The following is a 24,786-nucleotide window of genomic DNA, read 5'->3' as shown; positions in this document are numbered from 1 at the left end:
TTTTATGGATAACAGCCGATAACCAACGCACACGGATGACCCAGATATTCACGCAATGATCCACCCTATTCACAAGCCAGGGCAACAAGCTGGGGATAGGCATTGGAAAACAGGCGCAGCAAGATAGTTCTCAGGGCCGCAATCCCATACGAAATTGCTTCCAAGGAGGTGCCGACGTGTCGTGGATTATCAACATCGTAATGTTCTGGGTTGGGGGAAGCTTCGGCTTCGTCTTTGGGGCATGGTGGCTGGCAGCCCACATGCGCGAGCGTCAAATGAACGGGTGCGCAGACACTGCGCCCCCTGCCGAAGACGAGGCTTGATCACTGACCACCAAACACGCCGCCCGGAAGCCAATCGGCGAAGTACTCCGCCTTTGACCTCAAATCATCAGACGCTTCGTTCACGGACCTCTTCAGGAACTGGACGCGATCACCGGGCGCCACCTGCCCGAGCAAGTGACGGTCTGCGCGGATAACCTGAAGGACATGGGGATACCCACCGGTTGTCTGCGCGTCCGGCAAGAGCACGAAAGCATTACCGGACGGCGTAAGCTGCACAGCGCCGGCAAATAGCGCCGCGCTGGGACGCAGCGCGCCTGCCACCGAGGCAGGCCAGGCACCCGCGAGCTCCAGACCTGTCCTGTCCATCCTGTTGCTGGCACGGAAGGTTTCCGACCAGGCTGCGGCGGCGGCCATTTCATAGTCCGGCCCCGGCACAGCGCGGAGGGTATGCGCATGGCTCATATGGGGACGCAGCGCCGGCGGCGTAGCGAGCTGCGGGATCGCTTGCGATGGATTCCCGGCTGCCGCCAATACGTCTCCCGCCCTGAGGGCCCGACCGGAATGCCCACCGAAGCCCGCCGGGATGAATGTGGACGCGCTACCGAAGGCCACGTCAGCGTGGAAACCGCCGGGAATGGCGAGATAGGTGCGGACACCGGCGGGCGGATGAGGGATATGGAGTATGTCGCCAGCGCGTGCGCTGAGCGTTTCATGTGGGCGCACGATCTGCCCGGAGAGGTCACCGCGCGGCGCGGCGCCCGCCAAAGCAAAGGCGGTGTCCGCAAGAAAACGGAACTCGGCCCCGCCAAAAGTGATTTCGATCGCCGGCACATCCGGTGCATTGCCGGCGAGACGGTTGGCAAGAGCCATCGAGAGGGGATCTGCCGGGCCGCTCGCGGGAATGCCCTGATGGCGCAGGCCCGCGCGGGCGCCCGCCTGCAGCGTTGCAAGGGGGCCGGGCTTCACGATGTCGAGGATCATGACGCGCGCCCTACCCTCAGCCTGAGACTGACCCCCGCCTCCAGCCGGAATGGACGCTGCGCGCCTGCGTCGAACAAGGGCTCCGTAATCCGCCCGATTATGGGCCAGCCGGCCGGCCCCGCCAGGGCATAGAGCCCGAGCTGACCGGTAATAAACCCCACCGAACCGGCGGGCACTTTCTGCCGCGGAATATCGAGACGGGACGCAACAAGCTTCGGATCGGCGCCGGCGACATATGCAAAGCCGGCGGTAAAACCCATCATATCGACCACCAGATCACTGGCCGTAATCCGCCGCAGGAATACTTTCGGCGTGAGGCCATTTTCGGCGGCGATACGAGCAAGGTCCGGCGCAGAGGCGGCATCCACCTGCATGTGAAGCGTCGTCTCGTGAGGCGCAACTTCTTCCGGCGGCGGACTTTCGTGAACCTGCCGTGTGAACTGATCAAGAGCGACGCCAGGCGGGAGGGCCAGCGGATCGAACTGGACAATAACGTCCTGCTTTCCAGGAACCACATCAAGCCATACGCCAGATGCGCGGAGCCAACCGGCGAGCGCGTGACGAGCCGGGCGGCTGACGATCCGAACCGCAAGCGCGTCATCGCCGACGAAACAGATTGCAGGCGCGCTCATGGGGCGATTGCAACTCCGCGCTGCTCAAGCGCCGCGCGCAGGCGGGCGGCATTTTCGGCTGCGCCCGGCGTATCGCCATGCAGACAGAGCGTGGCGACATGCAACGGGACGACTTCGCCGGTGCGCGTGGCAACTTCGCTGCGCAGCACCATAGCGAGCGCCTGATCGATCTGGTCCTCATGGCGTTCGATCACAGCGCCAGGACGGTTGCGGGGCGTGAGGCTGAGGTCTGCCTCATAGGCGCGATCGGCGAAACCTTCGGGGAGATAGGTGAGACCGGCCGCCTCCGCAGCGCGCTGCATTTCACTGGCCGGCGGGCCGAGCAGCGTGCGAATGCCGGAAAAGAGGCAAAGGTCCGAAACAAGGCGGGCAAGCCCCGCATCCTTTGCCGCTTCATTGTATAGCGCGCCATGGGGCTTGATATGGCTGACCTGAGCGCCAGCCCTCGCGGCGACTTCCAGAAGGTTCCTCACTTGCGCTTCCAAAGATGCCTTGAGCGCAGGAAGGCTTATATTGTTCCGTGAGCGACCAAACCCTTCCCGGTCCGGATAGGACGGATGCGCGCCAGCGAGGACGCCGGCGTCCATCGCCATGGAAAGCGTTTGCACCATTGATTCTTCATCCCCCGCATGGCCGCCACAGGCGATGGAACAGCGGGAGACGACCTGCAGAATGGCGCGGTCCAGCGCCCTGCCCGCCGCGCCCGGAAGCTCGCCAATATCGGCATTGAGGCAGATGCTGCGCGTCATGGCCAGATGCCCGCCGCACGCAGGATCAGACGCAGGCCGAGGAATGCGGCGATCAGCACGACGCCCGCCCCGAGCAGGTTCCGAAGGGGTCCATTGGTGTTTTCACCGAGCACTGACTTACGGTTCATGGTAATGAGGAGGAAGATGGCGACAACTGGCAGGAGCAGCCCGTTTGCAACTTGTGCCACCAGGATCAGCTGGACCGGGCGGATGCCGAGCAGCGCGACGCCCATTCCGATGGCAACGATAAGGAGCGCAATCGCCTTGAAGGCGGCGCTGGATTTCGAAATGCGCGTTACCTCGCAAACGGCATAGGCGGTCGCGAGCGGCGCCGTGATCGACGACGAGAGGCCCGCCGCAAAGAGACCCGCACCGACGAGTGCGCGCGCGGCGGGGCCGTAAGCAGGCTCGATAGCAGAGGCCATGTCTGCACCGCTGTTGATAAGGATACCAGTGCCGAAGAGGCTGGCGGCGGCGGTGCTCAGGATAAGGATGGAAATAAGACCGCCGAGACCGACAGATACACGCGTATCTGTCACGGCGGCAGCGAGACTTTCCGGCGAAGCGGACTTCCAGCGCTCGCGGACGGCGGCGGCGTGAAGGAACAGATTGTAGGGCACGATTGTCGTGCCGATGAGGGCCATGGCCGTCAGCAGGCCACCCTCAGGGATCTGAGGCTTTAGACCGCCGAGCATTGAGCCGAAGTCCGGCCGCACGAGAATGAGGCTGCCCGCGAAGGCGAGACTCATGAGGATGACGAGCCCGATCAGGAAACGCTCCAGCACCTTGTAACGGCCGAGCAGCAAAGCGGCGGCGGCGATAAGGCCGGTGGCGATGGCGGCGATGCGCTGAATAGTTTCATCCCCGCCAAAAACCGCGCGCAGGCCAAGGGCGCCGCCCGTTATATTGCCGGCTTCATAGGCCGCATTGCCGAGCGCCAGCGCCGCCAGCACCAGCAGCACAGCCGCCCATTTCATGACCGGGGGCGTGCCCGGAGAAACCAACGCTTCACCGAGCCCCGCGCCACCGAGGAGGCCGAGACGGACGGCCATTTCCTGCAGAATGATGGTTGCGATTGTGGCGAAGGCCAGCGCCCAGATGAGCGCGAAGCCGAAATTCGCTCCGGCCAGCGTGCAGGCCGTTACGGTCCCTGGGCCAATGAAGGCCGCAGCCACAAGCGCGCCCGGACCGATGGAAACTTTTGGCATCATTCGCCGTGAATGCCCCGTTGCGTTTCCAGATAGGTGGCGAAGCTGGCGAGCCAGTGACTGCCAGCATAATGCGCGTCGCTGACCGCGGCGATGCCGGTATCCTTGTGGCGCACCGCGGCGGCGAGCAGAGCGGCGCGGCGCGGGTCCGCTTCGGGTAGCGCGGAGGCGATGCCTTCCATCGCCCAGGCGCGCGAGAGGTTTAGCCCATCGAGATGGACGAGCTTGCCATCGGTCGGGTCAAGCACCACGCCGGGCGCAAGCCAATCGTCGCCCCCATCCTGCGGGATAAGCGGGAGGAAAGCCGTGAGCCAGGCGGCAAAGTCTTCCCGGTTCATGACCCGGCGCATCATATCTGCCTCCATCAGGCAGGGCGAGAGGAAATCCTCTCCCGACGGCTCATAGCTGAGCGGACAGGATACATCCTTGCCGTAAAATTCCAGCGACTTGGCGGCAATCTGTTCACGGAAGGCCGAATTTCCGGTGGCGTCCGCCCAGTCGATCATCAGACCGAAAGCAAAGGCGGTCTGGTTATGGGTGCCAGCGCGAATGGGATAGACGAGCTTTGGCAGCCAGGCGGAGGTATAGTCAGCAACAAGGCTTTCGAGCGGCGCCAGCGTTTCGACCCAGATAGCTGCTTCCGGGAAATCCGCCTGACGCAGTTCCGTCATCAGCTGCAGGAACCAGGCCGTGCCATAGGGGCGCTCGAAGGATGCCCGGTCTGGCGCCTGGAAGTAAGCAAGTTCGCCCGCGATGTTCTCCGGCGTGAAGCTTTTACCAAGTGCCGTTACGATGGCGGACGCGTAAGGGGTTTCAGGATCGGTGTTCAGGATGCGCACCAGAAGCCAGTGGCCGTGCACCGATGAATGCCAGTCGAAGCAACCATAAAATGCGGGGTAAAGCTGGCGGGGCGGCTGAGCGTCGGCATCAGAATTCAGGACATGGGAAATTTTGTTGGGATAAGGCTTGTGAATGCAAGAGAGCGCAAGGCGCGCAAACCTGTCGGTGACAGCGCCCTCCCTAGGCGCCGGCAGACCGACAAGCGGATCAGCTTCCATTTGGGTATCCTGCGCCGCCGGCGGGGCATCCGTTACCGGGCTGGGCGCGCAAGCTGTCAAAGCCAGCGCGCTGAAACCTGCAGCAAAAATAAAGCGTTTCATCGCCCACTCCCTTGCTTCCCCCTCTATCGGTAACAGCAGGCAAAGCGGCCAGGCAAGCGGACGATTTTCCAAAGGCCGAAGAGGCCACGAATGGCAACGCCCATGCCTTCCCCAAAGTAACACTATGCAAGTAGATTAATCGATCTTATTCTATTCAAATTCATCCACGCCGCAGGCTTCAATAATAACGGATGATCGGGAGGAAATAACGTGATCAAGAAACCTACCTTGTGGGCAGCCGCGAGTGCGCTTGCCATTGTCGCATCCGGCCAGGCCATCGCGCAGGAGCAAGACGATACCACCGAAGCGAAGCGCCTCGAACAGGTGACCGTGACCGCCGTAAAGCGCGAGCAGGACCTGAACGACGTGCCCGTCGCAGTGACCGCTTTCACAAGCGACATGCGCCAGGAACTCGGGCTTGACAGTCTCTCGGACTTTGCGCGCTTCACACCCAGCCTTACCTTCTCCTCCGGCGATGACCGGGTGTTCGTGCGCGGCGTGGGCCGCCAGACCAACACCAATGGCTCCGATCCCGGCATTGCGACCTATGCTGACGGCATCTACGATTCGGCGACATCTGCGGTTTCCAAGAGCGATTTCTTCGTCGAGCGCGTGGAAGTCCTGCGTGGACCGCAGGGCACGCTGTATGGCCGCAACTCGATTGGCGGCGCGATCAACGTAATTTCCAAACGCCCCACCGATGAACTGACCGCAGAGGCTCGCCTCGGCATCGGCAACTACCAGATGAGCGAGATTGAAGCCGCTGTCTCCGGACCACTTAGCGACAAGGTTCGCGCCAAGCTTGGCGCGTCGTTCCGCAATCAGGAAGACGGCTATTACAAAAACGTCGCGGGCGGGCCGAGCGAAGGCGGCGCGAACGAAACGAGCTATGCGGAACTGCAACTGGACATGGACCTGACGGAGAATTTCTCCCTCTGGCTCAAGGGCGACTATCTCGACGTATCAATGCGCAACCGGAACACAAATTCGGAATCGCCTTACGATTATTTCCCCTTCCCCTCGGGCTACCTGACCCCCGGCAATGCGTTCGGCTACCTGATGCCCGGCTATACGCAGGCCGGATCATCAACGACCAATCCAGGCGTGAATGACATCCGCAAATTCAACGCAAACACGCCGACGCAATCCAATATCGATGGCAATTACGGCTTCTCGGCAATCGCCACCTGGAGCCTGCCGACGATCGATGTCAAATATCTCGGCGGCTATCGGACCTTCGATTACAACTCAATCCGCGATGATGATGGCACTGACATGCTGTCCTATGAGTACCCGCTCGACCCGGCGAACTTTGCGGCCGGCGAAGTGATGACGGGTGGGCCGAACTGCGCCTGGCTGCTTGCGAATGTCGGCCCCGTGTGCAGCGCGGCGACCGTCAATCCCAGCCGCGCTTTCGGCTACGTGGAAGACCGGAAATACTGGAGCCATGAACTGACGGCGCAATCCAACACCGATTCCGATCTGTGGTGGATTGCCGGCATCTATTCGTACGAGGAAGATGCCCATCAGGAATCGCATTTCGGCAATGCCGCCCAGCCGCAGATGCTGGCGCCACTGGCCGCGCCTGCCAATCCGAGCGGTGACTATGTTACAGCGATTTCTGATCTCACGACGAAATCCTATGCCGTGTTCGGACAGTTCGATTATTCGGTGAACGATACCGTGACACTGACAGGTGGCCTGCGCTACTCCAAGGACAAGAAGGAAGGCTCCGAGCAATTGCGCGTGCTGGGCTTCGGCATTGTGGACGGCTTCTCGCTGGGCGGCTCCGGCTCGCTCGCCCCTGTGCTGGACCTGACTGCGGCGTTGGTTTCCTATCTCGACGCGCCCGGCGTTGCGAGCGCAGTGACGATTGATCCGGCAACCGGCCTTGCACGGCGCGAACTGGAACATGACTGGAGCGCCGTTTCCGGCGTCGCCGGCATCCAGTGGCAGCCGACGGAGGATACAAACTACTTCTTCCGCTACAGCCGCGGCTATAAATCCGGCGGCTTCAATGCCGGCGGCATCAGCCAGTTCCCGCTCACAGACAAGGAGCTGCTCGACGCCTTCGAAATCGGCGCCAAGAAGTCCTTCGGCGCGGACCTCCAGCTGAACGCGACCTATTACTATTACAACTATGATGGCCTGCAGGTGCCGCTGGATGTCGTGGAAAATGGGGTTCGCCTGACGCGTTTCTTCAACATCGAAGACTCACGCGCGCAGGGCCTGGAGCTGGAAGCGGTCTGGACCCCCATGGATCATCTTCGCGTTCTGGGCAGCTATGCCTACAACGACTCCGAAGTGCGTAGCGCCTGCTGCTTTGTAGACATTGCAGACCCGCTCGGCCTTCAGCCCGGCGCGCAGCCGGTCGGCCCGGTCGACGCCAATGGCAACCGGACTCAGAACCTGAAAGGACAGATGTTGCCACGCACAGTGCCCCACAAGCTGGGCCTCAATGTCAGCTATGACATTCCGCTTGGCGCGAAGGGCGACCTGACGCTTTCGGGCAACTACTCCTGGCAGGACGACACATATCACGGCATCTTCAACCGTTCCTACACGGAGACGCCCGCCTTCGATCAGGTGGATCTTGTCGCCATGTGGACGAGCCCAACGGACCGCTACCGCGTTGTTGGATACGTAAAGAACGTGTTCGATGAACAAGGCTATGAAGGCGCCACTGGCACATTGATGGTTGTTCCGCCGGGAGACGTTTCCAAGACGCTGTATCTGACGCCGCCGCGCGTGTTCGGCGTGCAGCTGCAAGTCTCGTTCTAACCATCAGACCATGGCTGAACCGGTGACCAGCAAGGCAAAAAAACTCCCCTGGAGCACCAAGCTCATCTACGGGGTTGGAACCATAGCGTTTGGTATCAAGGACCATGGTTTCAACGCCCTTCTGATGATCTACTACAATCAGGTTCTGGGCCTGCCAGCAGCCTGGGTCGGCGCCGCGATCATGCTTGCCATGGTCGTGGACGCCATTCTGGACCCGGTGGTAGGTCAGTGGTCTGATAATTTTCGCAGCAAATGGGGGCGGCGGCATCCCTTCATGTATGCCTCCGTCATCCCAGTTGCGATCTTCTACATGCTGCTTTGGTTCCCGCCTGCGGGGGCCTCGCACGTCATGTTGTTTGCCTATCTGCTGGTGATGACATCGATCACACGCACCTTCATTGGCATCTACGAAATTCCGTCCACAGCACTTCTGGCGGAATTCACGCAGGATTACCACGAGCGCACAGAACTCGTATCCTACCGCTACTTCTTCGGAGTTGCCGGCGGCATCGCCATGGGCATCTTCGTGTTCAGCACCATCTTCTCTGATGATGCGGCCTCGACGGGCGGCCTACTCGACCAGACAGGATACCACACCTATGCCTGGATCGCAGCGCCGCTGATGGCAATTGCGATTTTCATATCCAGCATCGGCACGCACAATCGCATTTCCAGCCTTCTTACCCCTCCCCGACCGGAGCGGAAATCGCTGCTCCAAACACTCAAAGAAATGGCCGGAACGCTGTTTCACCGCGTCAATGCACCGATCTTTATCGGGAGCATTTTCGGCTCCATGGGCGGCGGCCTTTATGCAGCGCTGACAATCTATATGCAGACCTACTTCTGGCAGTTGAATGGCGATCAGATCGCGGTACTGACATCCTCAGGACTGCTCGGCGTAATCCTGGCGCTGGTGATTGCGCTGCCGCTCTCCAAAGTATTTGGAAAGAAGTGGACAACGCTGGCGCTATTCTCCGTAACGCTGCTGGGAATTGTGGCGCCTGTTGCTCTCCGGCTGTCCGGCTTTTTTCCGGCAAACGGCGCAGCGAATCTGCTGCCGCTGTTGTTCGCCTTCCAGGCGTTCGTATCGATGTCGGTGGTTGCTGCCTCGATCCTGACAGCTTCGATGATTGCCGATGCCACGGACCAGATCCAGCTCACCACCGGCCGCCAGTCCGAAGGCCTCCTGTTTTCAGCGGCAACCTTTATCGGCAAGACCGTATCGGGCATGGGCGTGCTGATGTCTGGGCTGATGCTCACATTGGTCGGGTTTCCTGATGACGCAAAACCGGGCGCAGTCGCACAGTCTACGGTCGACAATCTGGCACTTGCGCTGACAATTGCGACCTTTATCTTCACAACGACAGCGCTCATCTTCATGAGCTTTTATCCTGTATCTAGGAGTGATCACGAATCAGCGGTCGAAACACTGGCCCAACGGCGGGCTGGACCACTTTGATCTGCTGCCGCTCCACCCTAGATTATGAACAATGACACGAGTGCCCCGGCGAGAGAATTGAACATGGCAAAATCCCCGCAAACGGAAAAGCCAACGCCTGAGCAGATGATGTCCGCTGAAAACAATGCCGACGTAAAATATCCTCGCCGCACAGAGCGCCGCCGGAAAACCCGCACGAAGATCCTGCGCGCCGCCTCGGATCTGTTCCTGAAGTCGAGCTTTTCTGCGACCACCATGCAGAACATTGCGGACGCGGCAGACATTCACGTCACCACCTTGTTCATGCACTTCAATTCCAAGAATGACCTGGCGACCGTTCTCGCCGAAAATGCGGTTGAAGAATTGCGGGAACATGCGCTGGCGGCGCAGCCTGCCAAAACCTTCTTTGACTTCTTCCGTGACGAAGCAATGACCTATGCCGCCGTGCGGAAGAATGCCGGGCAACCGCACGCCGCCATGTGGCGCGGATTGCGTCATGACCGGGAGTTCGCGTTTGCCTGGGCGATTTACGAGCACGGACAGAAAAGCGTGTATGCGGATTATATTTGCCAGGAATACAAGCTGGACCGCGCGACGGACTATGTGCCGGATCTGCTGGCCGCGATGATGGTGGAATGCCTCGTCCTCCCCCATGAGCGATGGGCCGAAGCCCCCGCCAAGCGCAAACTGGCGGACGAAATCGCCAAGGGCGTGGAGGCCGCAGAGATTGCAGCCAGGCTGGTCCTTAAATCCTACGATGCCTGCGCCGCAAAGGGCTGAAGCGAGCATTTACGAACCCGCTCGCGTTCAAATATTCCGGGACAGGCCGGGACACTTGATTTACATATGAAACACAAAAGCTAAATTTTAGCATATACACTCAGATAAGACGATGACCGAAGCCCCCTACAAAGCCCCCGCCCTTGAAAAGGGGCTCGATATTCTGGAGTGTCTCGCCAGCCTGCGTACGCCGCAGTCGATTTCCGACATTGCGCGGCATATCGGGCGATCACGCAGCGAAATCTACCGAATGGTCGTCGTGTTGGAAATGCGCGGGTATGTTGAGCGTACCGACGACCCGGAAAAGCTGCAGCTTTCAAACCGCCTATTCGAAGTGGGCATGCGCTCGCCGCCGAAGATGGACCTGCATGAAGCCGCCCTGCCCGAAATGTCGACCCTGGCTGCCCGCATGATGCAGTCGATCCAGCTGGCTGTTGTCAGCGCAGATCAGATAGTCGTCATTGCGCGGACGGAAAGTCCCGACGATGTGGGCTTCAGCGTACGCCTAGGGCACCGCCGATCCATCATGAAATCTGCTTCCGGCATCGTACTCTTTGCCTTTGCGTCACCGGTCCAGGAAGCCAAGATGCTGGAAGACTTAAAAGCCGCCGGCGCTAGCCAGGAAGAGCTGGATGCGCTTTACGCCCAGACAAAGCAGGTTCGAGAACAGGGCTTCGTCAGCATGCCTTCGCGCATGGTGGACGGCGTTACAGACATCAGCGCGCCTATATTCAATGCCATCAGCAGCAGTGCTGTCGCGAGCCTGACAGTTCCCTTTGTCGTAACGCGCCGCGCGCGCGTCTCACTGGGAGAAGCTCCCAACCTGGTTGTCGAAGCAGCGCAGCGCATCTCCGCAGCTCTTGGCCGGCCGGCGCCGCCGCCTCGCTGACGCGTTAATCGTGATGGAAAACTTCTTCCATCGGCGCCCACCATTCATCAGCCCCCACTGACTCCAGCGGCGTTTGACAAGGATCGGTCAACGCCCACCAGCGCTGCGTTTCGGGGTCTTCCGCCATGGCCTTCATGTCGGCCTCATAGTCTGTACCATGATATTCGAATAGGCCGACAAGTAGGTTTTCTGGCTCGCGCAGGAAGATGCTGTAATTGCGGATATTGCTTGAGGTGATCTGTTTCAGAATTGAAGGCCACGCATTGGCGTGGAGGCGCTTATACTCTTCCTTCTGTTCCGGATTGAGCCGGATGATCATCGCCCTGCGCTGCATTTCATTCCTCCTGATCATTTTTACCCCGTGCGTTTAGCCGGGTGGTTGGCATGGCATGCCTCACATTGCCAGACACATGATTTGGCCACCTGCCGCGAGGTCATTCAAGTTCATATACAATCATTATACTTGCATATGAAACGCAATTTGCTTAACTCGGATCCAGAAGGCGCCCGCAAAGAGGCACCCGAAGGGAGGAAAACATGAGGATCAGCCCAAGCTGTGCCCCGTCGGCTCGAGTCCGCCTCGACTGGCGGTCGGGCGCTCAGGGATCGCCGCCTCCCAATTTTCCCGGGCGTTGTGCCGCCGCCCCCCCTCTCCCGCGCTCAGCAGCTCGACACAATCGACTAACCGACCGGAGCCTCCTGAATGATAGAACGCATTGAAGCACACGACATCCGCTTCCCCACATCACGGGAAAGCCACGGCTCCGATGCCATGAATCCGGACCCGGACTATTCTTGCGCGTATGCGACCTTAAGAATGAGTGGTGGCGATCCGGATGGAAACGGCCTGACATTTACGATTGGCCGAGGCAATGACCTTTGCGTTGCCGCCATTGAAGGACTGGGTAAGCACCTTATCGGGCGCAGCCTGGATGAGTTTGAAGCCGATCTCAGCCTTGCATCGCGCCTTGTGCTTAATGACAGCCAGTATCGCTGGCTCGGGCCCGAAAAAGGTGTCGTGCACCTGGCCGCCGCAGCCCTGATCAATGCCGTTTGGGATGCACTGGCCAAACGCGCTCGCAAACCGCTCTGGCGCTATGTTGCCGACATGACACCGCAGCAGATCGTATCCGCTATAGATTTCCGGCACATCACGGATTTCCTCAGCAAGGAAGAAGCCCTTGCCCGGCTCACGGCGCAGGCGCCAGGAAAGGCCGCCCGAATAGAACGCCTCCTCAAAGAGGGATACCCGGCCTATACGACATCGGCAGGCTGGATCGGGTATTCCGATGCCCAAATCGTACAACTTTTGAAAGGCGCGTATGCGGATGGTTGGCGCCACTTCAAGATCAAGGTAGGCGGCGACCTTGCGACCGACGTTCGCCGGTGCGCGCTGTTTCGGGAAACCCTCGGAAACGACGTGAAACTCAGCGTCGACGCAAACCAGGTCTGGAACATCGACCAAGCCGTCACGGCCATCGAAGCAATCGCGCCCTACGACATCTACTGGGTGGAAGAACCCACGAGCCCCGATGATGTTCTGGGCCACAAAGAAATCGCCCGCCAGGTGGCGCCGATCCAGCTGGCGACTGGGGAGCACGCGCACAACAAGGTGATGTTCAAGCAATTCTTGCAGGCGCAGGCGATTGGATTCTGCCAGATCGACTCCTGCCGCCTCGCTGGTGTCAACGAAGTGATCGCCGTGATGCTGATGGCAGACAAGGCGGGCATTCCCGTTTGCCCACATGCCGGCGGCGTTGGCCTTTGCGAATATGTGCAGCATCTTTCGATGATCGATTATGTTTGCATTTCCGGAACGATGGAGGGGCGGGTGATTGAGCACGCTGCTCATCTTCACCAGCATTTCCGCAACCCAATTGAAATCCGCAGTGGGCGTTATATGGCTCCGCTCGCGCCAGGCTACTCCGTTGACCTCTGGCCGCAGAGCATAGCCGATCATTCCTTCCCCAATGGAAAAGTCTGGGTTGAGGAGTCCGTAGCCTGATGATGCCGCCGCCCCCCATGCAGTTGCCGAAATTCGGCCTCGGCGCGGCGGGGCTGGGCAATCTGTATTCCGCCATTTCCGATGCAGAAGCAGAGGCTATCCTGACGGCGGCAGACGCTGCAAGCTTCTGCTATGTCGACACGGCCCCCTATTATGGCCATGGCCTCAGCGAGCAGCGCGTCGGCGCCCATACCTGGCAAAACTGCATCAATCCGAAAATCTCCACCAAAGTGGGCCGCCGCCTGGAGCCTGCCGGCTCGCGCCCCATCCCTGAGAATGGCTTCGTTTCCCCGGCTCCGAACATTCCGGTGTTCGATTATTCCGCCCACGGCATACGCAGCGCATTCGAAGGCAGCCAGGCGCGCCTTGGCGTCCCTTCAGTCGATATTCTCCTCCTGCATGACATTGGCCGGATGACGCATGGCGACGCACACCCCCAAATATTCTCACAGGCACTGGAAGAAGCCCTGCCGGAAATGGCAGCCATGAAGTGGGAGGGCAAAACCCGCTGGATTGGCCTTGGCGTCAATGAGCTGGACGTTTGCCGTGAAGTGCTTGAGCACTTTGATCTCGATGCGCTGTTGATCGCCGGACGATACACATTGCTGGAACACGAGAAATCGTTGACCTTCCTGGATGAATGCCATCGCAGCGGCGTGCGCATCATTGTCGGTGGCGCGTTCAATTCCGGCCTGCTTGCGGCCTCTGGAAACGAACCGTTATATTACGACTACGCAGCCGCGCCCGAATGGGCCGTCAATCGAGCAGCGGAACTTCGCCGGATTTGCGAGGCGCACGGCACGACACTACCCGCAGCGGCCCTCAAATTCTGCGCTGCACATCCAGCGGTCGCGTCTGTTATCCCCGGTGCGCGGTCTGCCGAGCAGGTCCGCCAGATAAAGGCGTGGACGGACGATGATATCGACCCAGCGCTTTGGACAGAGCTGAAAGACAAAGGCCTGATTGCTGCCGGGGCGCCGGTACCATGATCGAGCGCATCGACTCCCATATGCATATCTGGACCCTTGCGCGGGGCGACTATGATTGGATGACGCCGGATCTCGGCGCTATCCATCGGGACTACGCCGTCGATGACGCCTGGGCGCAGGCTAGCGCTGCCCGGGTTACCGGAACGATCCTCGTCCAGGCCGCCGCGACTGCCGCAGAAACAGATTTCCTCCTTGCGACCGCCGCCACAGATGAACGCGTCGCGGGGGTAGTTGGCTGGGTGGACTTTGAAGCGGCCGATGCCACCATCGAAATCGAGCGGCGTTCGGATGATCCGCGAGTGGTTGGCCTTCGCCCCATGATCGCGGACGTGCCGGACCCGGGCTGGATACTCAGGCGCGATTTCGTCCCCTTGCTGGACCAAATGGCCCAGTGCGGCCTAGTGCTTGACGGACACGCCCGCGCAGACCTGATCCCCGTTATGACGCAGCTGGCCGACCAGCACCCGTCGCTGCAGATCGTCCTCAATCATGCCGGGAAGCCGCGCATCGATACTGGCGATCTGGCGCAATGGTTTGCCGACATCGCAGCGCTTGCCAAACGCCCCAACGTCGCCTGCAAATTTTCAGGATTGCTTACGGAAGCCGGCCATCGAACCAGCGACGAGGCCATCGGCGAAATTGCCCGGCATGTGCGAAACTGCTTTGGACCGCACCGTGTGCTGTGGGGCAGCGACTGGCCGGTGCTGAACCTCGCGGGCAGCTATTCAGGATGGGCCGCCCAGAGCGAGCGCATTATAGATCGTCTCTTCCCGGAGCATCGTGAAGCGGTGTGGGCGGGCAACGCGAAACGCATTTATCTCAGCAAATCGGAATTCTGACATGGGCCGGCTCTCCGGAAAAAAAGCACTGATCACCGCCGCAGGAGCCGGCATCGGCCGCGCCTCCGCGGAAGCGTTCGCGCGTGAAGGCGCCAAGGTGATTGCGACGGATATCAGCGCAGACGCATTGGCCGGCCTGAATAGAACACCGAATATTGAAACCCGGGTTCTGGACGTGACCGACCCGGCCGCCATTGCGGCGACGGTTGGAGCCGCGAAAGACCTTGATATCCTCTTCAATGTTGCCGGATGGGTTCACCACGGAACGATAGAAGATTGCGGGCGGGAGGATTGGGATCGCTCGCTGCTGATCAATCTCACATCCATGTACGAAACCTCTCGAGCCGTCTTGCCCAATATGCTGGCCCGCAGCGGCGGCGTGATCTTGAACATGAGTTCTGTCGCTTCCAGCGTAACAGGCGCGCCAAACCGGTTTGCCTATGGCGCGACCAAAGCTGGCGTTATCGGGCTTACCAAAGGCATCGCCGCCGACTATGCCGCGCGCGGCATTCGTTGCAATGCGATCTGTCCGGGAACGGTGGATACACCGTCCCTGCAGGGCCGCATGTCGGCGCAGGGCGACTACGAGACAGCGCGCAACATGTTCATCTCGCGGCAACCGATGGGCCGCCTCGGCACAGCGGAAGAAATCGCCCACCTCGCCGTTTACCTCGCTTCGGACGAAGCCGCCTTCACCACCGGCGCAATTCACATCGTCGACGGCGGCTGGACAAATTAGGAGTTGAAGCAATGAAGCTTTTAAGAGTCGGACCACAGGGACGCGAGAAACCCGCCGTGCTCACACCCGACGGCACACTTCGCGATGTCAGCGACTTGGTGGACGACTGGGACGGCCTGGCGCTTTCCGACGCCGTCTTCTCGCAACTTGGCCAGGTAGACCTGACGAGTTTTCCCGAACTCCCTGCGGCCAGCCGGATCGGCCCTTGCGTGGCCAATGTCGGTAAATTCATCTGTATCGGTCTTAACTATGCTGACCATGCCGCCGAAACAGGCGCAGATGTGCCTGCAGAACCGGTCGTGTTCTTCAAGGCGACCAGCGCGATTTGTGGGCCTAATGACAATCTGGAAATTCCGCGCCGCTCCCAGAAGACCGACTGGGAAGTCGAACTGGGTGTCGTGATCGGCAAAGCGGCCAAATATGTAAGTGAAGCCGAGGCGATGGACCATGTTGCGGGCTATTGCGTCATCCATGATGTGTCCGAACGTGCCTTCCAGCTGGAAGGCACCGGGCAGTGGGTGAAAGGCAAAAGCTGCGATACGTTTGGCCCGATCGGCCCCTACCTGGTCACCCGTGACGAGGTGCCCGATCCGCAGAACCTCTCCATGTGGCTGGACGTGAATGGCGCTCCGATGCAGCGGGGCTCCTCCTCAACCATGATTTTCAGCGTTGCCCACATCGTCAGCTATCTATCGCAGTTCATGAGCCTCCAACCCGGCGACGTGATCTCCACCGGCACACCGCCCGGCGTCGGACTGTCGCGCAATCCACCGCAATATCTGAAGGCTGGCGATGTCGTGACGCTGGGTATCGAAGGCCTTGGACAGCAACGCCAACTCTGCGTCGACGCCTAAACACCCTTTTGCATTTCAAATTTGGCAGTATCGGGAACTGAGGCCGGGCATACCCGCGTTGTTTAGTGTCTGAATTGACGTTTTCGGGGCGCGGACAAAGGGAACTCTTCCAACTATCCGGGCTGAACGTGGTGGCCCTCTTTGCAGCAAGACTGGTTCAGAAGCTCCAGCATCTTCGCGGCGTGCTTCTTTATGATGTGGATCTCACTCAAGAGGGCGCCGTGCATTATGTGGGCGCGTCGGCGGCGCTGCGCTTCTAGGGCAAGGCTTCCTTTACCATGGCAGCAAGGTCCGCTTGCTCCCCGTCCCGGCGGCGGCTAGGAGTTGGGCCGTAGAAACTGCCATGGACAATGCGGGTGTCAGACAGGACGCAACCGGATAGCGAAGAGGTGCAGCGCCTTATCGCCTCCCTGTATCCGGAGTTGAAGCGCACCGCGGCAGCGCTGGGGCGGCGGGCAGGTTCGCCGGAGACCCTGCGATCCACGGTGCTGGTGAATGAGGCGTTCCTGAAGCTGCGCCGGTCCAGCGGCTTTGTTGATGAGAAGCATTTCCTGCGCACGGCGGCGCTCGCCATGCGGCAAATCCTGGTGAACCATGCCAAGGCGCGGCTGGCCGCGCGGCGAGGCGGCGGCAAGCTCGACCCGCTGGACGAGAACATGCCGGTCTATTGGGAAAGCGATGAGCGGCTGGTGGAGCTGAACGAGGCACTTGATCAGCTGACGGAGGTTTCTCCGCGGCTGGCCGAGATCGTGCAATATCGCTTCTTCGCCGGCTATTCCGAAGCCGAAACCGGCGCGCTGATGGGGATCACCGACCGTACAGTGCGGCGAGACTGGGTGAAGGCCAAGGCTTTCCTGCTAATGATCATGCAAGATGGCAAAGACGGTAAAACCGGCGATAGCGATATTCCTCTATAAGCCGTATTCGGCGCGCAACGCGCCTGCTGCCTGCTGGAGCCGCGCGCCAGCCGGCCCAAGGGCGGGAATATCCCGTTCAGCCTGCGCCAGAGCGGCGACTGCCGCCTCCTTGCGGCCAGCATGGGCCAGCGTGCGGGCGTAAGCGATGCTTGCCATGGCGCGAGCAGCCGGATTTTCCCCGGCGAGCTGGACAGCGAGCGCAGCGGTTGCCTCGCCCTCCCCTGTGTCAACGAGTTCGGCCTCAGAGAGACCGGAAAGCGCTGCAACATGCAGCATGGACCCGGCACCTGAAAAGCGCTCGGCCATCTTGGACGCTTCGTCGAGCAATGGGCGGGCCTCGGCATGTCGGCCAAGCTGCATCAGCACCTTGCCGTAATTGCTCATCAGCGCGGCGGTGGCCGCCGAAGGGCCGAACAGTTGGCGGCGGAGGGTGAGCGCTTCGGCAAACAGCGGCGCGGCGTTTTCCGGACGGCCCTGCAGGGTCTCGATAGCGGCGAGATTATTGGCGGTGTTGAGAGCATCGGGCGTTTCGGTAAGGCCGGTCGCGATCCACGCTTCGCGCGCCTTGTTGAAGGCGATGCGGGCGCCATCGAGATCGCCTATGGACTGGAGCGAGACCCCGAGATTGTTCTGGAAGATGCCCGCCAGGCGATTGTCCGTGCCGTGTAGATCGATATGATCAGCGAGAGCCTGCTCCAGCAAGCGGGCGGCGGCTTCTGGATCTGTGGCGCGCAGGATCTGCGCTTCGACGAGGCGGCTGTCGATCAGACGCATGCGCCATTTAACAGGGTCGCGCTGCCAGAAGGCCTGCGCCTCCGCCAGAAGGCTGGTGGCTTCTTCAAGATTGCCGGTGCGCACGAGGGACTGGGCAAGGTCGTAGCGGGCGGAGGCGAGTGTTTCAGGCGGAACGCCGGACTCCTCGCCGTTGAGCACCAGGGGACCGAGTACGGAGATCGCCTCTTCATAGTCCCCCAGGTAGAAATAAAGCTCACCCAGCGCGTGGAGGACAGGCGCAGCTTTGGTGGGTGTGGATATGTATTGCTGCTGCAGGCGGGCGGTTGCGCGGCGGAGGACATCGCGGCCGGTCGCGTCTGATCCACCTGCCTCGGCGCTTTCGCTGAGCAGCAGGTAAAGCGACTGGCGGACAGCGTCGCCGCGGGCTTCTTCGGCAAGGGCGGCGTCGCGCGCGGCGATGGCTTCGTTGCGCTGCCAGAGTGTGGTGACGAGACCGACAGCGAGGCTGAGCATGATGGCGGCAGTGGCGGCGACGGCCCAGCGCCATTGCCAGAGCTGGCGGCGGAGACGGTAGCCGCGCTCGCCCGCGCGGGCGGCAACGCCGGCGCCCTGCAGCACGCGGCGCAGATCGTCCGCAAGCGCATCAAGCGTGGGGTAGCGGTCGCCCGGCGGCTTGCGCAGCGCTTTCTGGAGCACGGCGTTGATGTCTTCGGTCTGGCTGGCAGAGGCTTCGGCAAGAATGGGAGAGGACTGGCGCGACAGCGCAGGCGGCGCGGTATCGAGAATGCGGCCAACGCCGAGCGCGACGGGGAGTCCATCGAGATCAATCGGCGGACGCCCGGCGAGCAGTTCATAGAGCAGCGCGCCCGCGCCATAGACATCGCATGGCGGGCCGACGGGGTCGCCGGTAAGCAGCTCCGGCGCAGCATAGGGCGCCGATAGCGGCAGGACGTTTTCCGTGCGCTGGCTGATGTCCATCTGCTTGGCAATGCCGAAATCGATGACGCGGCTGCGTCCGGAGGCGTCGATCAGCACGTTGGCGGGCTTCAGGTCGCGGTGTAGCACCAGCGCCTTGTGGGCGAAGGCCACGGCGTCGACGACTTCCAGCACCTTACCGACGCGTTCGGCAAAGCCTGCATTCTGCGCGCGGCACCATTCATCGATCGGGCCGCCATCGATCCGCTCGATCACCATCCAGGGCTGGCCGCCGGCATCGACGCCGCCATCATGGATGCGGGCGAGGCCGGGATGATCCAGCCGGGCAAGGATCTGACGTTCGGCTTCAAAGCGCCAGCGGTCTTCCGCGTCGCCTTCCGGAAGGCGTTTTAGGGCGCCGCGCTGCTCGAAGCCGCCTTCCTGACGGGAGACGGCATAGACCGCGCCCATGCCCCCGCGGCCGATCAGCCCCTCAATCTGCCAGGCGCCGAAGCGCTGGCCTTCCAGCACGGTTTCGGGCGCGACCAGTGTGGGCGGTGTTTCGAGGAAATCGCCGCTCTCCTGCATCTTGCGGAGCATCTCGTGGGCGGCTTTCTGCAGGGCCGCGTCACCGGCTGTGTGCTGGTCGATATAGGCGGCGCGTGCAGATTCGGGTTGGTCGAGCACCTCGTCGAGAAATGCCGACAAACGCTTCCACTGCGCTGCATCCATACGCCCGCACTCCTGAATGATCTGGCCAATGACCTGGCGCCAGAAGTGGCCGCAACTCGCCATTCTGCGCAAGTCCAGAATTATCTGCCTGCAATGTCCGCTTCTGGCGCCGGACGCTGTTCTAAGCACAAATAGCCGGAGACCATCATGCGCCTTCCCTTGATCCTTGCCGCCGCGCTTGGCGTTGGACTCGCCGCCTGCTCCGGCGCCGAGGAGCCCGCCAGCGAAATGCCGCAGGCGGTTGCCGCGCTGATCGAAACGGCGCCGCCCGCGGAAGCCAAGCCGCCAGCAGCGGCCCGCGACTGGACCCGCGAAGAGGTGGAGTTTGCCTTCATGTGTCGCGGCGTGATTTCAGCCGCTTATGCCTCGCGCACCATCCTGCCGGAAGCAGACCGCGCCGAGGCCCTCAACCGCATCACCATGGGCACCGCCGCCAAATGGACGAGCGAAGCCTTTGCCCGTGCAGACGCGGCTGGCCTCAGCCAAGCCGAGCAGGATGCCCTGCTGTCTTCCTCGACCCGCGTGCTGGCCTCGCCGCTCGCCATCAATGAAGCCCTTCCGGATATCGAAGCCTGCCTGGAGGTTATCGCATGAAACTGAGCACCAAGTTTTCCGCAGCGGTGGGGGGCGCGCTTCTGGGCGCGGCACTGCTCGGCACGCCCTGGATGGTTGCCAACTCGCAATCGCCCGTGGCGAAGACCTACTGGATTATCCACCAGTCAGGCACAGACCCGGATTTCCGGGTCACCTCTTCCGGCGATGGACGCATCGAGCCAACGAGCGCCAAGGCGTTTGACAATCCGGACCGGAAGACGGCAACGCGCGTTCTGGAACGCCAGATCAACGAGATCCATACACGTCTCGCGATGGACGGCTTCTTCGCGCTGAGCAAGGTGGGCCAGGACGGCGAAGCCTTCGACCTGAAAGCTGCGCGCATTCAGCCTGTGAACCGCATTGCGCCGTCTGCCGGGCCTGTGATGGACGGCGGCACATTCATTCCGCCGCGCGCCTTCCGCTCCACCAGCAACAAGCCGACCGTGATGTTCGACTGGATGGCCGGCATCACACAGGGCCTGGACCGGGGCGACGGCCCCGAAAACTATCATTACGCCTGGCGCAACACGATCACGCCGATTGCCTATATGCTGGCCAATCAAGCCGTGATGCGTGTGGCGTTGCAGCAGATTGAAGGCGGCGGGGACAAGGTTCGCCTGTGGCGGCCCGGCGACGATCGGGGCGACGCGGTGGGCAGCGCCATTTTCAACGGCACCGTCATTGCACTGACAAAGTATGGCTCGTCTGAAGTCCAGCTGATGGGCCACGTGACCGGCTCGATCAAGCCCTACGACTTCGTTTATGGCTATGACTTCGACGACTTCCGAAAGCGCGGCATCAAGGAATACGGGCCGACACCCGCCGCGATCCTCGGCATCAGCACGACCTGGGCCGACGCCTGGGCCGGCCTGCCGGAATATGAATACACCTCCACCAACGTCGCCATCGGGCCGATCACCGGCGTGATGGCGTCTGTGCTGTCCAATGGCGGGCCGGGCGCGGTACATGCCGTAATCAACGACCCCTTCCCCTACAAGGAGACGAGCGGCGGGCGCAGCGTGAAGGAATGGCTTGGCTGGCTGGACGGGCAGATCCGCAAATCCGGCAACAAGCAGGGCACCTGGCAGGGCCACACCCAGTTCATCGCCGAGCGCGGCTTTGCTGGCGCGTATGTGACGGCGCTGTCCGACCTGATCGCCCTGCCCCGGCGCATGGAAAATACGGCGTTCACGCGCCAGATTCCTTCTTCCTTCGTGAATGGAGATTATCTGGACGAAATCTACAAAGAGCATCCGTGCCAGGATTTTTCCTTCAGCCTGAACAATCCCGTGCAGGAAATGCAGATCACCCTGCCGGAGGTCGCCTCGCGCTGCATCCGCGTGCGCTGGACGGGCGAGGGATATGGCCCCGGCTTCAACGGGCCGCCGGTTCAGCTGGCCGTGAAGGGCGCGGGCATGACGCCGGAGGACTATGACTCGATCCTGATCGCCAGCTCCGAAGGCGAAATGAACGGCCTGACCATCATGGACCAGGCAACACGCGATGCCGCCAAATGGTGGACGATGCCGTATCGCACGGACCTGAAGAAAAGCGAGTGGATGACGCTGGCGATTGCCAACGTGGCGCCGAAAGTGGCCGAGACCAAGCCGCGCACGATCACCGTGACGCTGGGCACGGGGCTTACCTCCGGCTCCGGTGCGGTGAAGACAGTGGCCGACGCATCCAAGGCCGGCTCAACCGATCAATGCCGCCCACAGACGATCACCTCGCCGCCCCTCTATGGGCCGGTAGCGCATCCCTTTGGCCTGCAGGAGCAGGATGGCTCGCTGACCTCCCTGCTGGGCCTTGCGGCGCGCACGAAGGACAGCCCGCTGACGAACGCCGCCATCCAGGTGGCCATGTGCACCGCCGAGACGATGAGCGGCGCCCTGAATGCGCGCAACGAACTGGCTATCGGCCTGCAGCGTGACGCGCCCGATGCCAGCCGCCAATCCTGCCTTGGGCAGCTGACGGCTGTGACAGCCGTGATGTCCAAAGAGCCCAAACAGCCGGAGGTTATGGGCATCGAACTGACACCGAAGGGCGGCGCAGCGCTGGACCTGAAGGCGACGACGATCCCGGTTGAGGCGAATGTCGAAATTTTCGATCCTTCGCTGGCCGCGGCCCGTCGCAGCGGCAAGATCGATTATCGCGGCAATACGTCGGTCTTCATGGAGGGCGTCGTGACCTTCCAGATCCGCACAGACACCCGCTTGCGCGGCCGGGTGGACCTGAAAGTGCCGCCAAAAGCGACGCTGGAGCAGGCCGATTGCGACGGCACGGCGTCAGGCGGCATGACCTTCGTGTTCGATCTGGTCAGTGCCCTGCCATTCCGCGAAAACGCCGTGGCCCTGCCGCCGGACGTTCTGACGACGCTGAACCCGACCATATGGCGGATGATGAGTGAGGCGCAGAAGAAGGAAGCCATCGAGGAAGGCCGCAAGGCACGCGCCGAGGCGATGAATGCCAGCGCGACAACCAGCGGCGGCACAATCTATGGCGGCGGACGGTGCGACTGTTCGTGCACGACCTTCAATGACCCCACGCGCAACTCCCTCTGCGCCGAGCAGTGCATGGACTTCCAGGTCATCGCGCCACAATGCGTGATGGATCGTGAAGTGGGCCGCGGGCGCAAGCGCGCGGATCTGGAGAAGACGCTGAATGCCTGCCCCAGCGACTGCTCGGCGCTGAGCCACGCGGACCCGCTGTGCCGCGAGTCGTTTCCCGCGATCATGAAAGCGTGCAGCGCCGACCTCGTCACCGAAGCGGACAAGGCGTGCTACCTCGACCTGTTCTCGCAGGACATGCCCGAGCCGATGAAGACCCAGATGCGAAGCGAAATGCAGAAGCAGCTGACCACAATGGACCAGGACACGCTGCGCCTCGTGATCCGCCCACAGCTTGAAGCCTTCAAGGAGCAAGGAAAGAAATGCCCAGCAGACTGATCATCGCTCTGATCGCCGCCGGCACTGTCGGCGCGGTTGCCATCGCTGGCGTTGCCGTGTCCCTCGGCAAGGGCGGCACGAAGCCCGAAGGCGGCGCGCCGTCTTCCATCACGGCGCCCGGCATGTCGCCTGCCGAAGCCGCCGTGCTTGAGAGCATCACGGACAATGTGCGCGCCCGCGTCGAAGAAGAAATGAACCGCCAGTCGCCCCAGCCGGTCTCCGAGACGGATATCAATCCCGACGATTTCGGCGCGGCGCCTGACCTTGGCAGCGACGTGGCGCCAACGCAGGTGAGCAGCCGCTGGGGCGTCGGCAAGGAGAAACTGCCAGCGCCGCCGGCGCGGGCCTGCGTCTCGAAAGACGAGCTCAACGAGGCGATGATGGGCACGGGCTGTGATTGCAGCTGCGATGGCTATGCCAAACAGGTGGCCGGGCCGGCGTCCAGCCAATGCGATGTGGCCTGCGCCATCGGCTGGTATGTCTGCTGGGCGCCGGACCCGACGGGCGCGGAAATCGACGCAGCCGTTCTCTCGACGCTGGACGGCTATGACGACCAGTCCCGCGCGGCGATGGAGCCCATCATGCGCGAGCAGCTGGCGAACCCCGAAATGCGGAACGGCTATCGCGGCGGCCTCATCGCAGACCGCGCCTTCCGCTGGAATGACGAGAGAATGTGCCCGGAGGAGTGATCCCCCAGCCGCCCTTCACAGGCCAGCCAGAAAGACCCGCCCCCTCCCGGCGGGTCTTTCCTTTTCTAAAGACGCATTAACCATCGCGTGCTAGCGCTCCGGAAGGAAACACGCGAAGGCGTTGAATGCTCGACCTGCGTCAGGATCTCTCCGGCCTCTGGCAGGCCGCCGCCCGGGTGCCGCCCCGGTCGGGTGGGCGTGTCCTGATGTTCATGGCCGCGCGCGAAGGCGAAGGCACCAGCAGCATGGCCGCCTCCTTCGCGCTGATGGCCAGCGCGCGCGCCGCGCGGATGACCTGGCTGATCGACCTCGACCTGCGCGCCAACCCTCTCTACACCGCCTTTGCCAAGGGCATCCTGAAGGATACTGGCCGGCCTGGCCATGCGCTGGACGCTTCGCTCGGCACAGAGCAGATTTATTCCGTTCCCGGAACCGAAGCCGTTCCGGCGATGCAGAAGCTGCTTACGGCCCATCAGATCGACGGCCAGCGCCTTCTGGTAACGCGGTTCCGCAATGAGCGCCTTGCGCCGGGCCAGCGCGTGCGCCTGCAGCCTGCGCCCGGCTGGTGGGGCGCCCTGCGCCGCAGCTGTGACTGGGCGATCCTCGACGCCCCGGCCCTCGCCCGCTCCGCCGCCGGCCTCACCTTTGCCCCGATGACCGACGGCGTGGTGCTGGTGGTCGAGGCAGGCGCCACCGGCGCGGGCGATGTGGAAGACCTGCGCGCTGCCGTCGAAGGGGCGGGCGGAACGGTTATCGGCGCGGTGATGAACCAGATGAAATCGGGCCACCGCCCCCGCCAAACGGGCTGATCCGGGGCTCCGCCCTGCCCCCTGCCACCCGGCCTTGCCCCTGTGGAATTCATGCCCCTTCGGGCGCCCTTTCAGCAGAATCCGGCGCAGAATCAGTGGTCCGGCAGGCCGCTGGACATAAT

Annotated in this window: 23 protein-coding genes; 16 read left to right on the top strand and 7 right to left on the bottom strand. The window is 61.9% G+C overall.

What is annotated here, in order from left to right:
- Positions 1-176 precede the first annotated feature (176 nt).
- Complete coding sequence (locus tag K1X12_RS09765; RefSeq protein ID WP_220987411.1) at positions 177-323, top strand: hypothetical protein; 147 nt, start codon at positions 177-179, stop codon at positions 321-323.
- On the opposite strand, the gene K1X12_RS09760 is transcribed toward K1X12_RS09765, so the two are convergent.
- From K1X12_RS09760 to K1X12_RS09740, 5 genes are read right to left on the bottom strand one after another with little or no spacing between them, the layout of a single operon-like run.
- Positions 324-1,265 (bottom strand): 5-oxoprolinase subunit C family protein, encoded by a 942-nt coding sequence (locus K1X12_RS09760; protein ID WP_220987410.1) that lies wholly within the window; start codon positions 1,263-1,265, stop codon positions 324-326.
- Positions 1,262-1,897 (bottom strand): 5-oxoprolinase subunit B family protein, encoded by a 636-nt coding sequence (locus K1X12_RS09755; protein WP_220987409.1) that lies wholly within the window; start codon positions 1,895-1,897, stop codon positions 1,262-1,264. Before K1X12_RS09755 ends, K1X12_RS09760 begins: the two co-directional genes overlap by 4 nt.
- Positions 1,894-2,646, bottom strand: a complete 753-nt coding sequence (gene pxpA, locus K1X12_RS09750) for a 5-oxoprolinase subunit PxpA (RefSeq protein ID WP_220987408.1) — start codon at positions 2,644-2,646, stop codon at positions 1,894-1,896. Before pxpA ends, K1X12_RS09755 begins: the two co-directional genes overlap by 4 nt.
- Positions 2,643-3,857 carry an Nramp family divalent metal transporter gene (locus tag K1X12_RS09745; RefSeq protein ID WP_220987407.1) on the bottom strand — a complete coding sequence of 405 codons (1,215 nt, stop codon included), beginning with the start codon at positions 3,855-3,857 and terminating at the stop codon, positions 2,643-2,645. Before K1X12_RS09745 ends, pxpA begins: the two co-directional genes overlap by 4 nt.
- Positions 3,854-5,014, bottom strand: coding sequence for a DUF2891 domain-containing protein (locus K1X12_RS09740; RefSeq protein ID WP_220987406.1), 1,161 nt, complete (start codon positions 5,012-5,014; stop codon positions 3,854-3,856). Before K1X12_RS09740 ends, K1X12_RS09745 begins: the two co-directional genes overlap by 4 nt.
- A 210-nt stretch (positions 5,015-5,224) precedes the next feature.
- Between K1X12_RS09740 and K1X12_RS09735 the strand changes: the two genes are divergently transcribed.
- The 4 genes from K1X12_RS09735 (at position 5,225) to K1X12_RS09720 (ending at position 10,902) form a co-directional block, all read left to right on the top strand.
- Positions 5,225-7,795, top strand: coding sequence for a TonB-dependent receptor (locus tag K1X12_RS09735; RefSeq protein ID WP_369426088.1), 2,571 nt, complete (start codon positions 5,225-5,227; stop codon positions 7,793-7,795).
- Between the two features lie 10 nt (positions 7,796-7,805).
- Complete coding sequence (locus tag K1X12_RS09730) at positions 7,806-9,254, top strand: MFS transporter (RefSeq protein ID WP_220987405.1); 1,449 nt, start codon at positions 7,806-7,808, stop codon at positions 9,252-9,254.
- Between the two features lie 63 nt (positions 9,255-9,317).
- Positions 9,318-10,013, top strand: coding sequence for a TetR/AcrR family transcriptional regulator (locus K1X12_RS09725; protein WP_220987404.1), 696 nt, complete (start codon positions 9,318-9,320; stop codon positions 10,011-10,013).
- Between the two features lie 112 nt (positions 10,014-10,125).
- Positions 10,126-10,902, top strand: coding sequence for an IclR family transcriptional regulator (locus tag K1X12_RS09720; RefSeq protein WP_220987403.1), 777 nt, complete (start codon positions 10,126-10,128; stop codon positions 10,900-10,902).
- 4 nt (positions 10,903-10,906) lie between these two features.
- Here K1X12_RS09720 and K1X12_RS09715 read toward each other — a convergent pair whose 3' ends face one another.
- Positions 10,907-11,236, bottom strand: coding sequence for an L-rhamnose mutarotase (locus K1X12_RS09715; protein ID WP_220987402.1), 330 nt, complete (start codon positions 11,234-11,236; stop codon positions 10,907-10,909).
- A gap of 369 nt (positions 11,237-11,605) precedes the next feature.
- Between K1X12_RS09715 and K1X12_RS09710 the strand changes: the two genes are divergently transcribed.
- From K1X12_RS09710 to K1X12_RS09685, 7 genes are all read left to right on the top strand, one after another.
- Complete coding sequence (locus K1X12_RS09710; RefSeq protein WP_220987401.1) at positions 11,606-12,907, top strand: enolase C-terminal domain-like protein; 1,302 nt, start codon at positions 11,606-11,608, stop codon at positions 12,905-12,907.
- Positions 12,907-13,896 carry an aldo/keto reductase gene (locus K1X12_RS09705; protein ID WP_225907930.1) on the top strand — a complete coding sequence of 330 codons (990 nt, stop codon included), beginning with the start codon at positions 12,907-12,909 and terminating at the stop codon, positions 13,894-13,896. Before K1X12_RS09710 ends, K1X12_RS09705 begins: the two co-directional genes overlap by 1 nt.
- The gene (locus K1X12_RS09700) at positions 13,893-14,735 is read left to right on the top strand and encodes an amidohydrolase family protein (RefSeq protein WP_220987400.1); all 843 of its coding nucleotides are present in this window, start codon (positions 13,893-13,895) and stop codon (positions 14,733-14,735) included. The genes K1X12_RS09705 and K1X12_RS09700 overlap by 4 nt, the downstream gene beginning before the upstream one ends.
- Position 14,736: 1 nt before the next feature.
- Positions 14,737-15,474 (top strand): SDR family oxidoreductase, encoded by a 738-nt coding sequence (locus K1X12_RS09695; protein ID WP_220987399.1) that lies wholly within the window; start codon positions 14,737-14,739, stop codon positions 15,472-15,474.
- 11 nt (positions 15,475-15,485) lie between these two features.
- Positions 15,486-16,328 carry a fumarylacetoacetate hydrolase family protein gene (locus K1X12_RS09690; protein ID WP_220987398.1) on the top strand — a complete coding sequence of 281 codons (843 nt, stop codon included), beginning with the start codon at positions 15,486-15,488 and terminating at the stop codon, positions 16,326-16,328.
- A 131-nt stretch (positions 16,329-16,459) separates the two neighbouring features.
- Positions 16,460-16,588: a hypothetical protein gene (locus tag K1X12_RS17080; protein ID WP_255563934.1), complete on the top strand. Its 129-nt coding sequence runs from the start codon at positions 16,460-16,462 to the stop codon at positions 16,586-16,588.
- 96 nt (positions 16,589-16,684) lie between these two features.
- Entirely contained in the window at positions 16,685-17,245 is a 561-nt protein-coding gene (locus tag K1X12_RS09685; RefSeq protein ID WP_220987397.1) for an ECF-type sigma factor, read from the top strand.
- Here K1X12_RS09685 and K1X12_RS09680 read toward each other — a convergent pair.
- Complete coding sequence (locus K1X12_RS09680; RefSeq protein ID WP_220987396.1) at positions 17,240-19,627, bottom strand: serine/threonine-protein kinase; 2,388 nt, start codon at positions 19,625-19,627, stop codon at positions 17,240-17,242. The genes K1X12_RS09685 and K1X12_RS09680 overlap by 6 nt on opposite strands.
- A gap of 147 nt (positions 19,628-19,774) precedes the next feature.
- Between K1X12_RS09680 and K1X12_RS09675 the strand changes: the two genes are divergently transcribed.
- From K1X12_RS09675 to K1X12_RS09660, 4 genes are all read left to right on the top strand, one after another.
- On the top strand, positions 19,775-20,221 hold the full coding sequence (locus tag K1X12_RS09675; protein ID WP_220987395.1) for a hypothetical protein: 447 nt from the start codon (positions 19,775-19,777) through the stop codon (positions 20,219-20,221).
- The gene (locus K1X12_RS09670) at positions 20,218-23,166 is read left to right on the top strand and encodes a hypothetical protein (RefSeq protein ID WP_220987394.1); all 2,949 of its coding nucleotides are present in this window, start codon (positions 20,218-20,220) and stop codon (positions 23,164-23,166) included. The genes K1X12_RS09675 and K1X12_RS09670 overlap by 4 nt, the downstream gene beginning before the upstream one ends.
- The gene (locus tag K1X12_RS09665; protein WP_220987393.1) at positions 23,151-23,855 is read left to right on the top strand and encodes a hypothetical protein; all 705 of its coding nucleotides are present in this window, start codon (positions 23,151-23,153) and stop codon (positions 23,853-23,855) included. Before K1X12_RS09670 ends, K1X12_RS09665 begins: the two co-directional genes overlap by 16 nt.
- 125 nt (positions 23,856-23,980) lie before the next feature.
- The gene (locus K1X12_RS09660; RefSeq protein ID WP_220987392.1) at positions 23,981-24,664 is read left to right on the top strand and encodes a P-loop NTPase family protein; all 684 of its coding nucleotides are present in this window, start codon (positions 23,981-23,983) and stop codon (positions 24,662-24,664) included.
- The last annotated feature ends 122 nt before the right edge of the window (positions 24,665-24,786 follow it).

Source organism: Hyphomonas sediminis (assembly GCF_019679475.1).
In the GTDB taxonomy this organism is placed as follows: domain Bacteria; phylum Pseudomonadota; class Alphaproteobacteria; order Caulobacterales; family Hyphomonadaceae; genus Hyphomonas; species Hyphomonas sediminis.
The sequence above is the reverse complement of the archived record's forward strand: the minus strand, read 5'-3'. Positions and strand labels throughout refer to the sequence as shown.

Bases quoted from the DNA above. Each gene is read 5' to 3' on its own strand.
- K1X12_RS09760 (WP_220987410.1), bottom strand. From the start codon at position 1,265: ATGATCCTCGACATCGTGAAGCCCGGCCCCCTTGCAACGCTGCAGGCG.
- K1X12_RS09755 (WP_220987409.1), bottom strand. From the start codon at position 1,897: ATGAGCGCGCCTGCAATCTGTTTCGTCGGCGATGACGCGCTTGCGGTT.
- pxpA (WP_220987408.1), bottom strand. From the start codon at position 2,646: ATGACGCGCAGCATCTGCCTCAATGCCGATATTGGCGAGCTTCCGGGC.
- K1X12_RS09745 (WP_220987407.1), bottom strand. From the start codon at position 3,857: ATGATGCCAAAAGTTTCCATCGGTCCGGGCGCGCTTGTGGCTGCGGCC.
- K1X12_RS09740 (WP_220987406.1), bottom strand. From the start codon at position 5,014: ATGAAACGCTTTATTTTTGCTGCAGGTTTCAGCGCGCTGGCTTTGACA.
- K1X12_RS09730 (WP_220987405.1), top strand. From the start codon at position 7,806: ATGGCTGAACCGGTGACCAGCAAGGCAAAAAAACTCCCCTGGAGCACC.
- K1X12_RS09725 (WP_220987404.1), top strand. From the start codon at position 9,318: ATGGCAAAATCCCCGCAAACGGAAAAGCCAACGCCTGAGCAGATGATG.
- K1X12_RS09720 (WP_220987403.1), top strand. From the start codon at position 10,126: ATGACCGAAGCCCCCTACAAAGCCCCCGCCCTTGAAAAGGGGCTCGAT.
- K1X12_RS09715 (WP_220987402.1), bottom strand. From the start codon at position 11,236: ATGCAGCGCAGGGCGATGATCATCCGGCTCAATCCGGAACAGAAGGAA.
- K1X12_RS09710 (WP_220987401.1), top strand. From the start codon at position 11,606: ATGATAGAACGCATTGAAGCACACGACATCCGCTTCCCCACATCACGG.
- K1X12_RS09705 (WP_225907930.1), top strand. From the start codon at position 12,907: ATGATGCCGCCGCCCCCCATGCAGTTGCCGAAATTCGGCCTCGGCGCG.
- K1X12_RS09700 (WP_220987400.1), top strand. From the start codon at position 13,893: ATGATCGAGCGCATCGACTCCCATATGCATATCTGGACCCTTGCGCGG.
- K1X12_RS09695 (WP_220987399.1), top strand. From the start codon at position 14,737: ATGGGCCGGCTCTCCGGAAAAAAAGCACTGATCACCGCCGCAGGAGCC.
- K1X12_RS09690 (WP_220987398.1), top strand. From the start codon at position 15,486: ATGAAGCTTTTAAGAGTCGGACCACAGGGACGCGAGAAACCCGCCGTG.
- K1X12_RS09680 (WP_220987396.1), bottom strand. From the start codon at position 19,627: ATGGATGCAGCGCAGTGGAAGCGTTTGTCGGCATTTCTCGACGAGGTG.
- K1X12_RS09675 (WP_220987395.1), top strand. From the start codon at position 19,775: ATGCGCCTTCCCTTGATCCTTGCCGCCGCGCTTGGCGTTGGACTCGCC.
- K1X12_RS09670 (WP_220987394.1), top strand. From the start codon at position 20,218: ATGAAACTGAGCACCAAGTTTTCCGCAGCGGTGGGGGGCGCGCTTCTG.
- K1X12_RS09665 (WP_220987393.1), top strand. From the start codon at position 23,151: ATGCCCAGCAGACTGATCATCGCTCTGATCGCCGCCGGCACTGTCGGC.
- K1X12_RS09660 (WP_220987392.1), top strand. From the start codon at position 23,981: ATGCTCGACCTGCGTCAGGATCTCTCCGGCCTCTGGCAGGCCGCCGCC.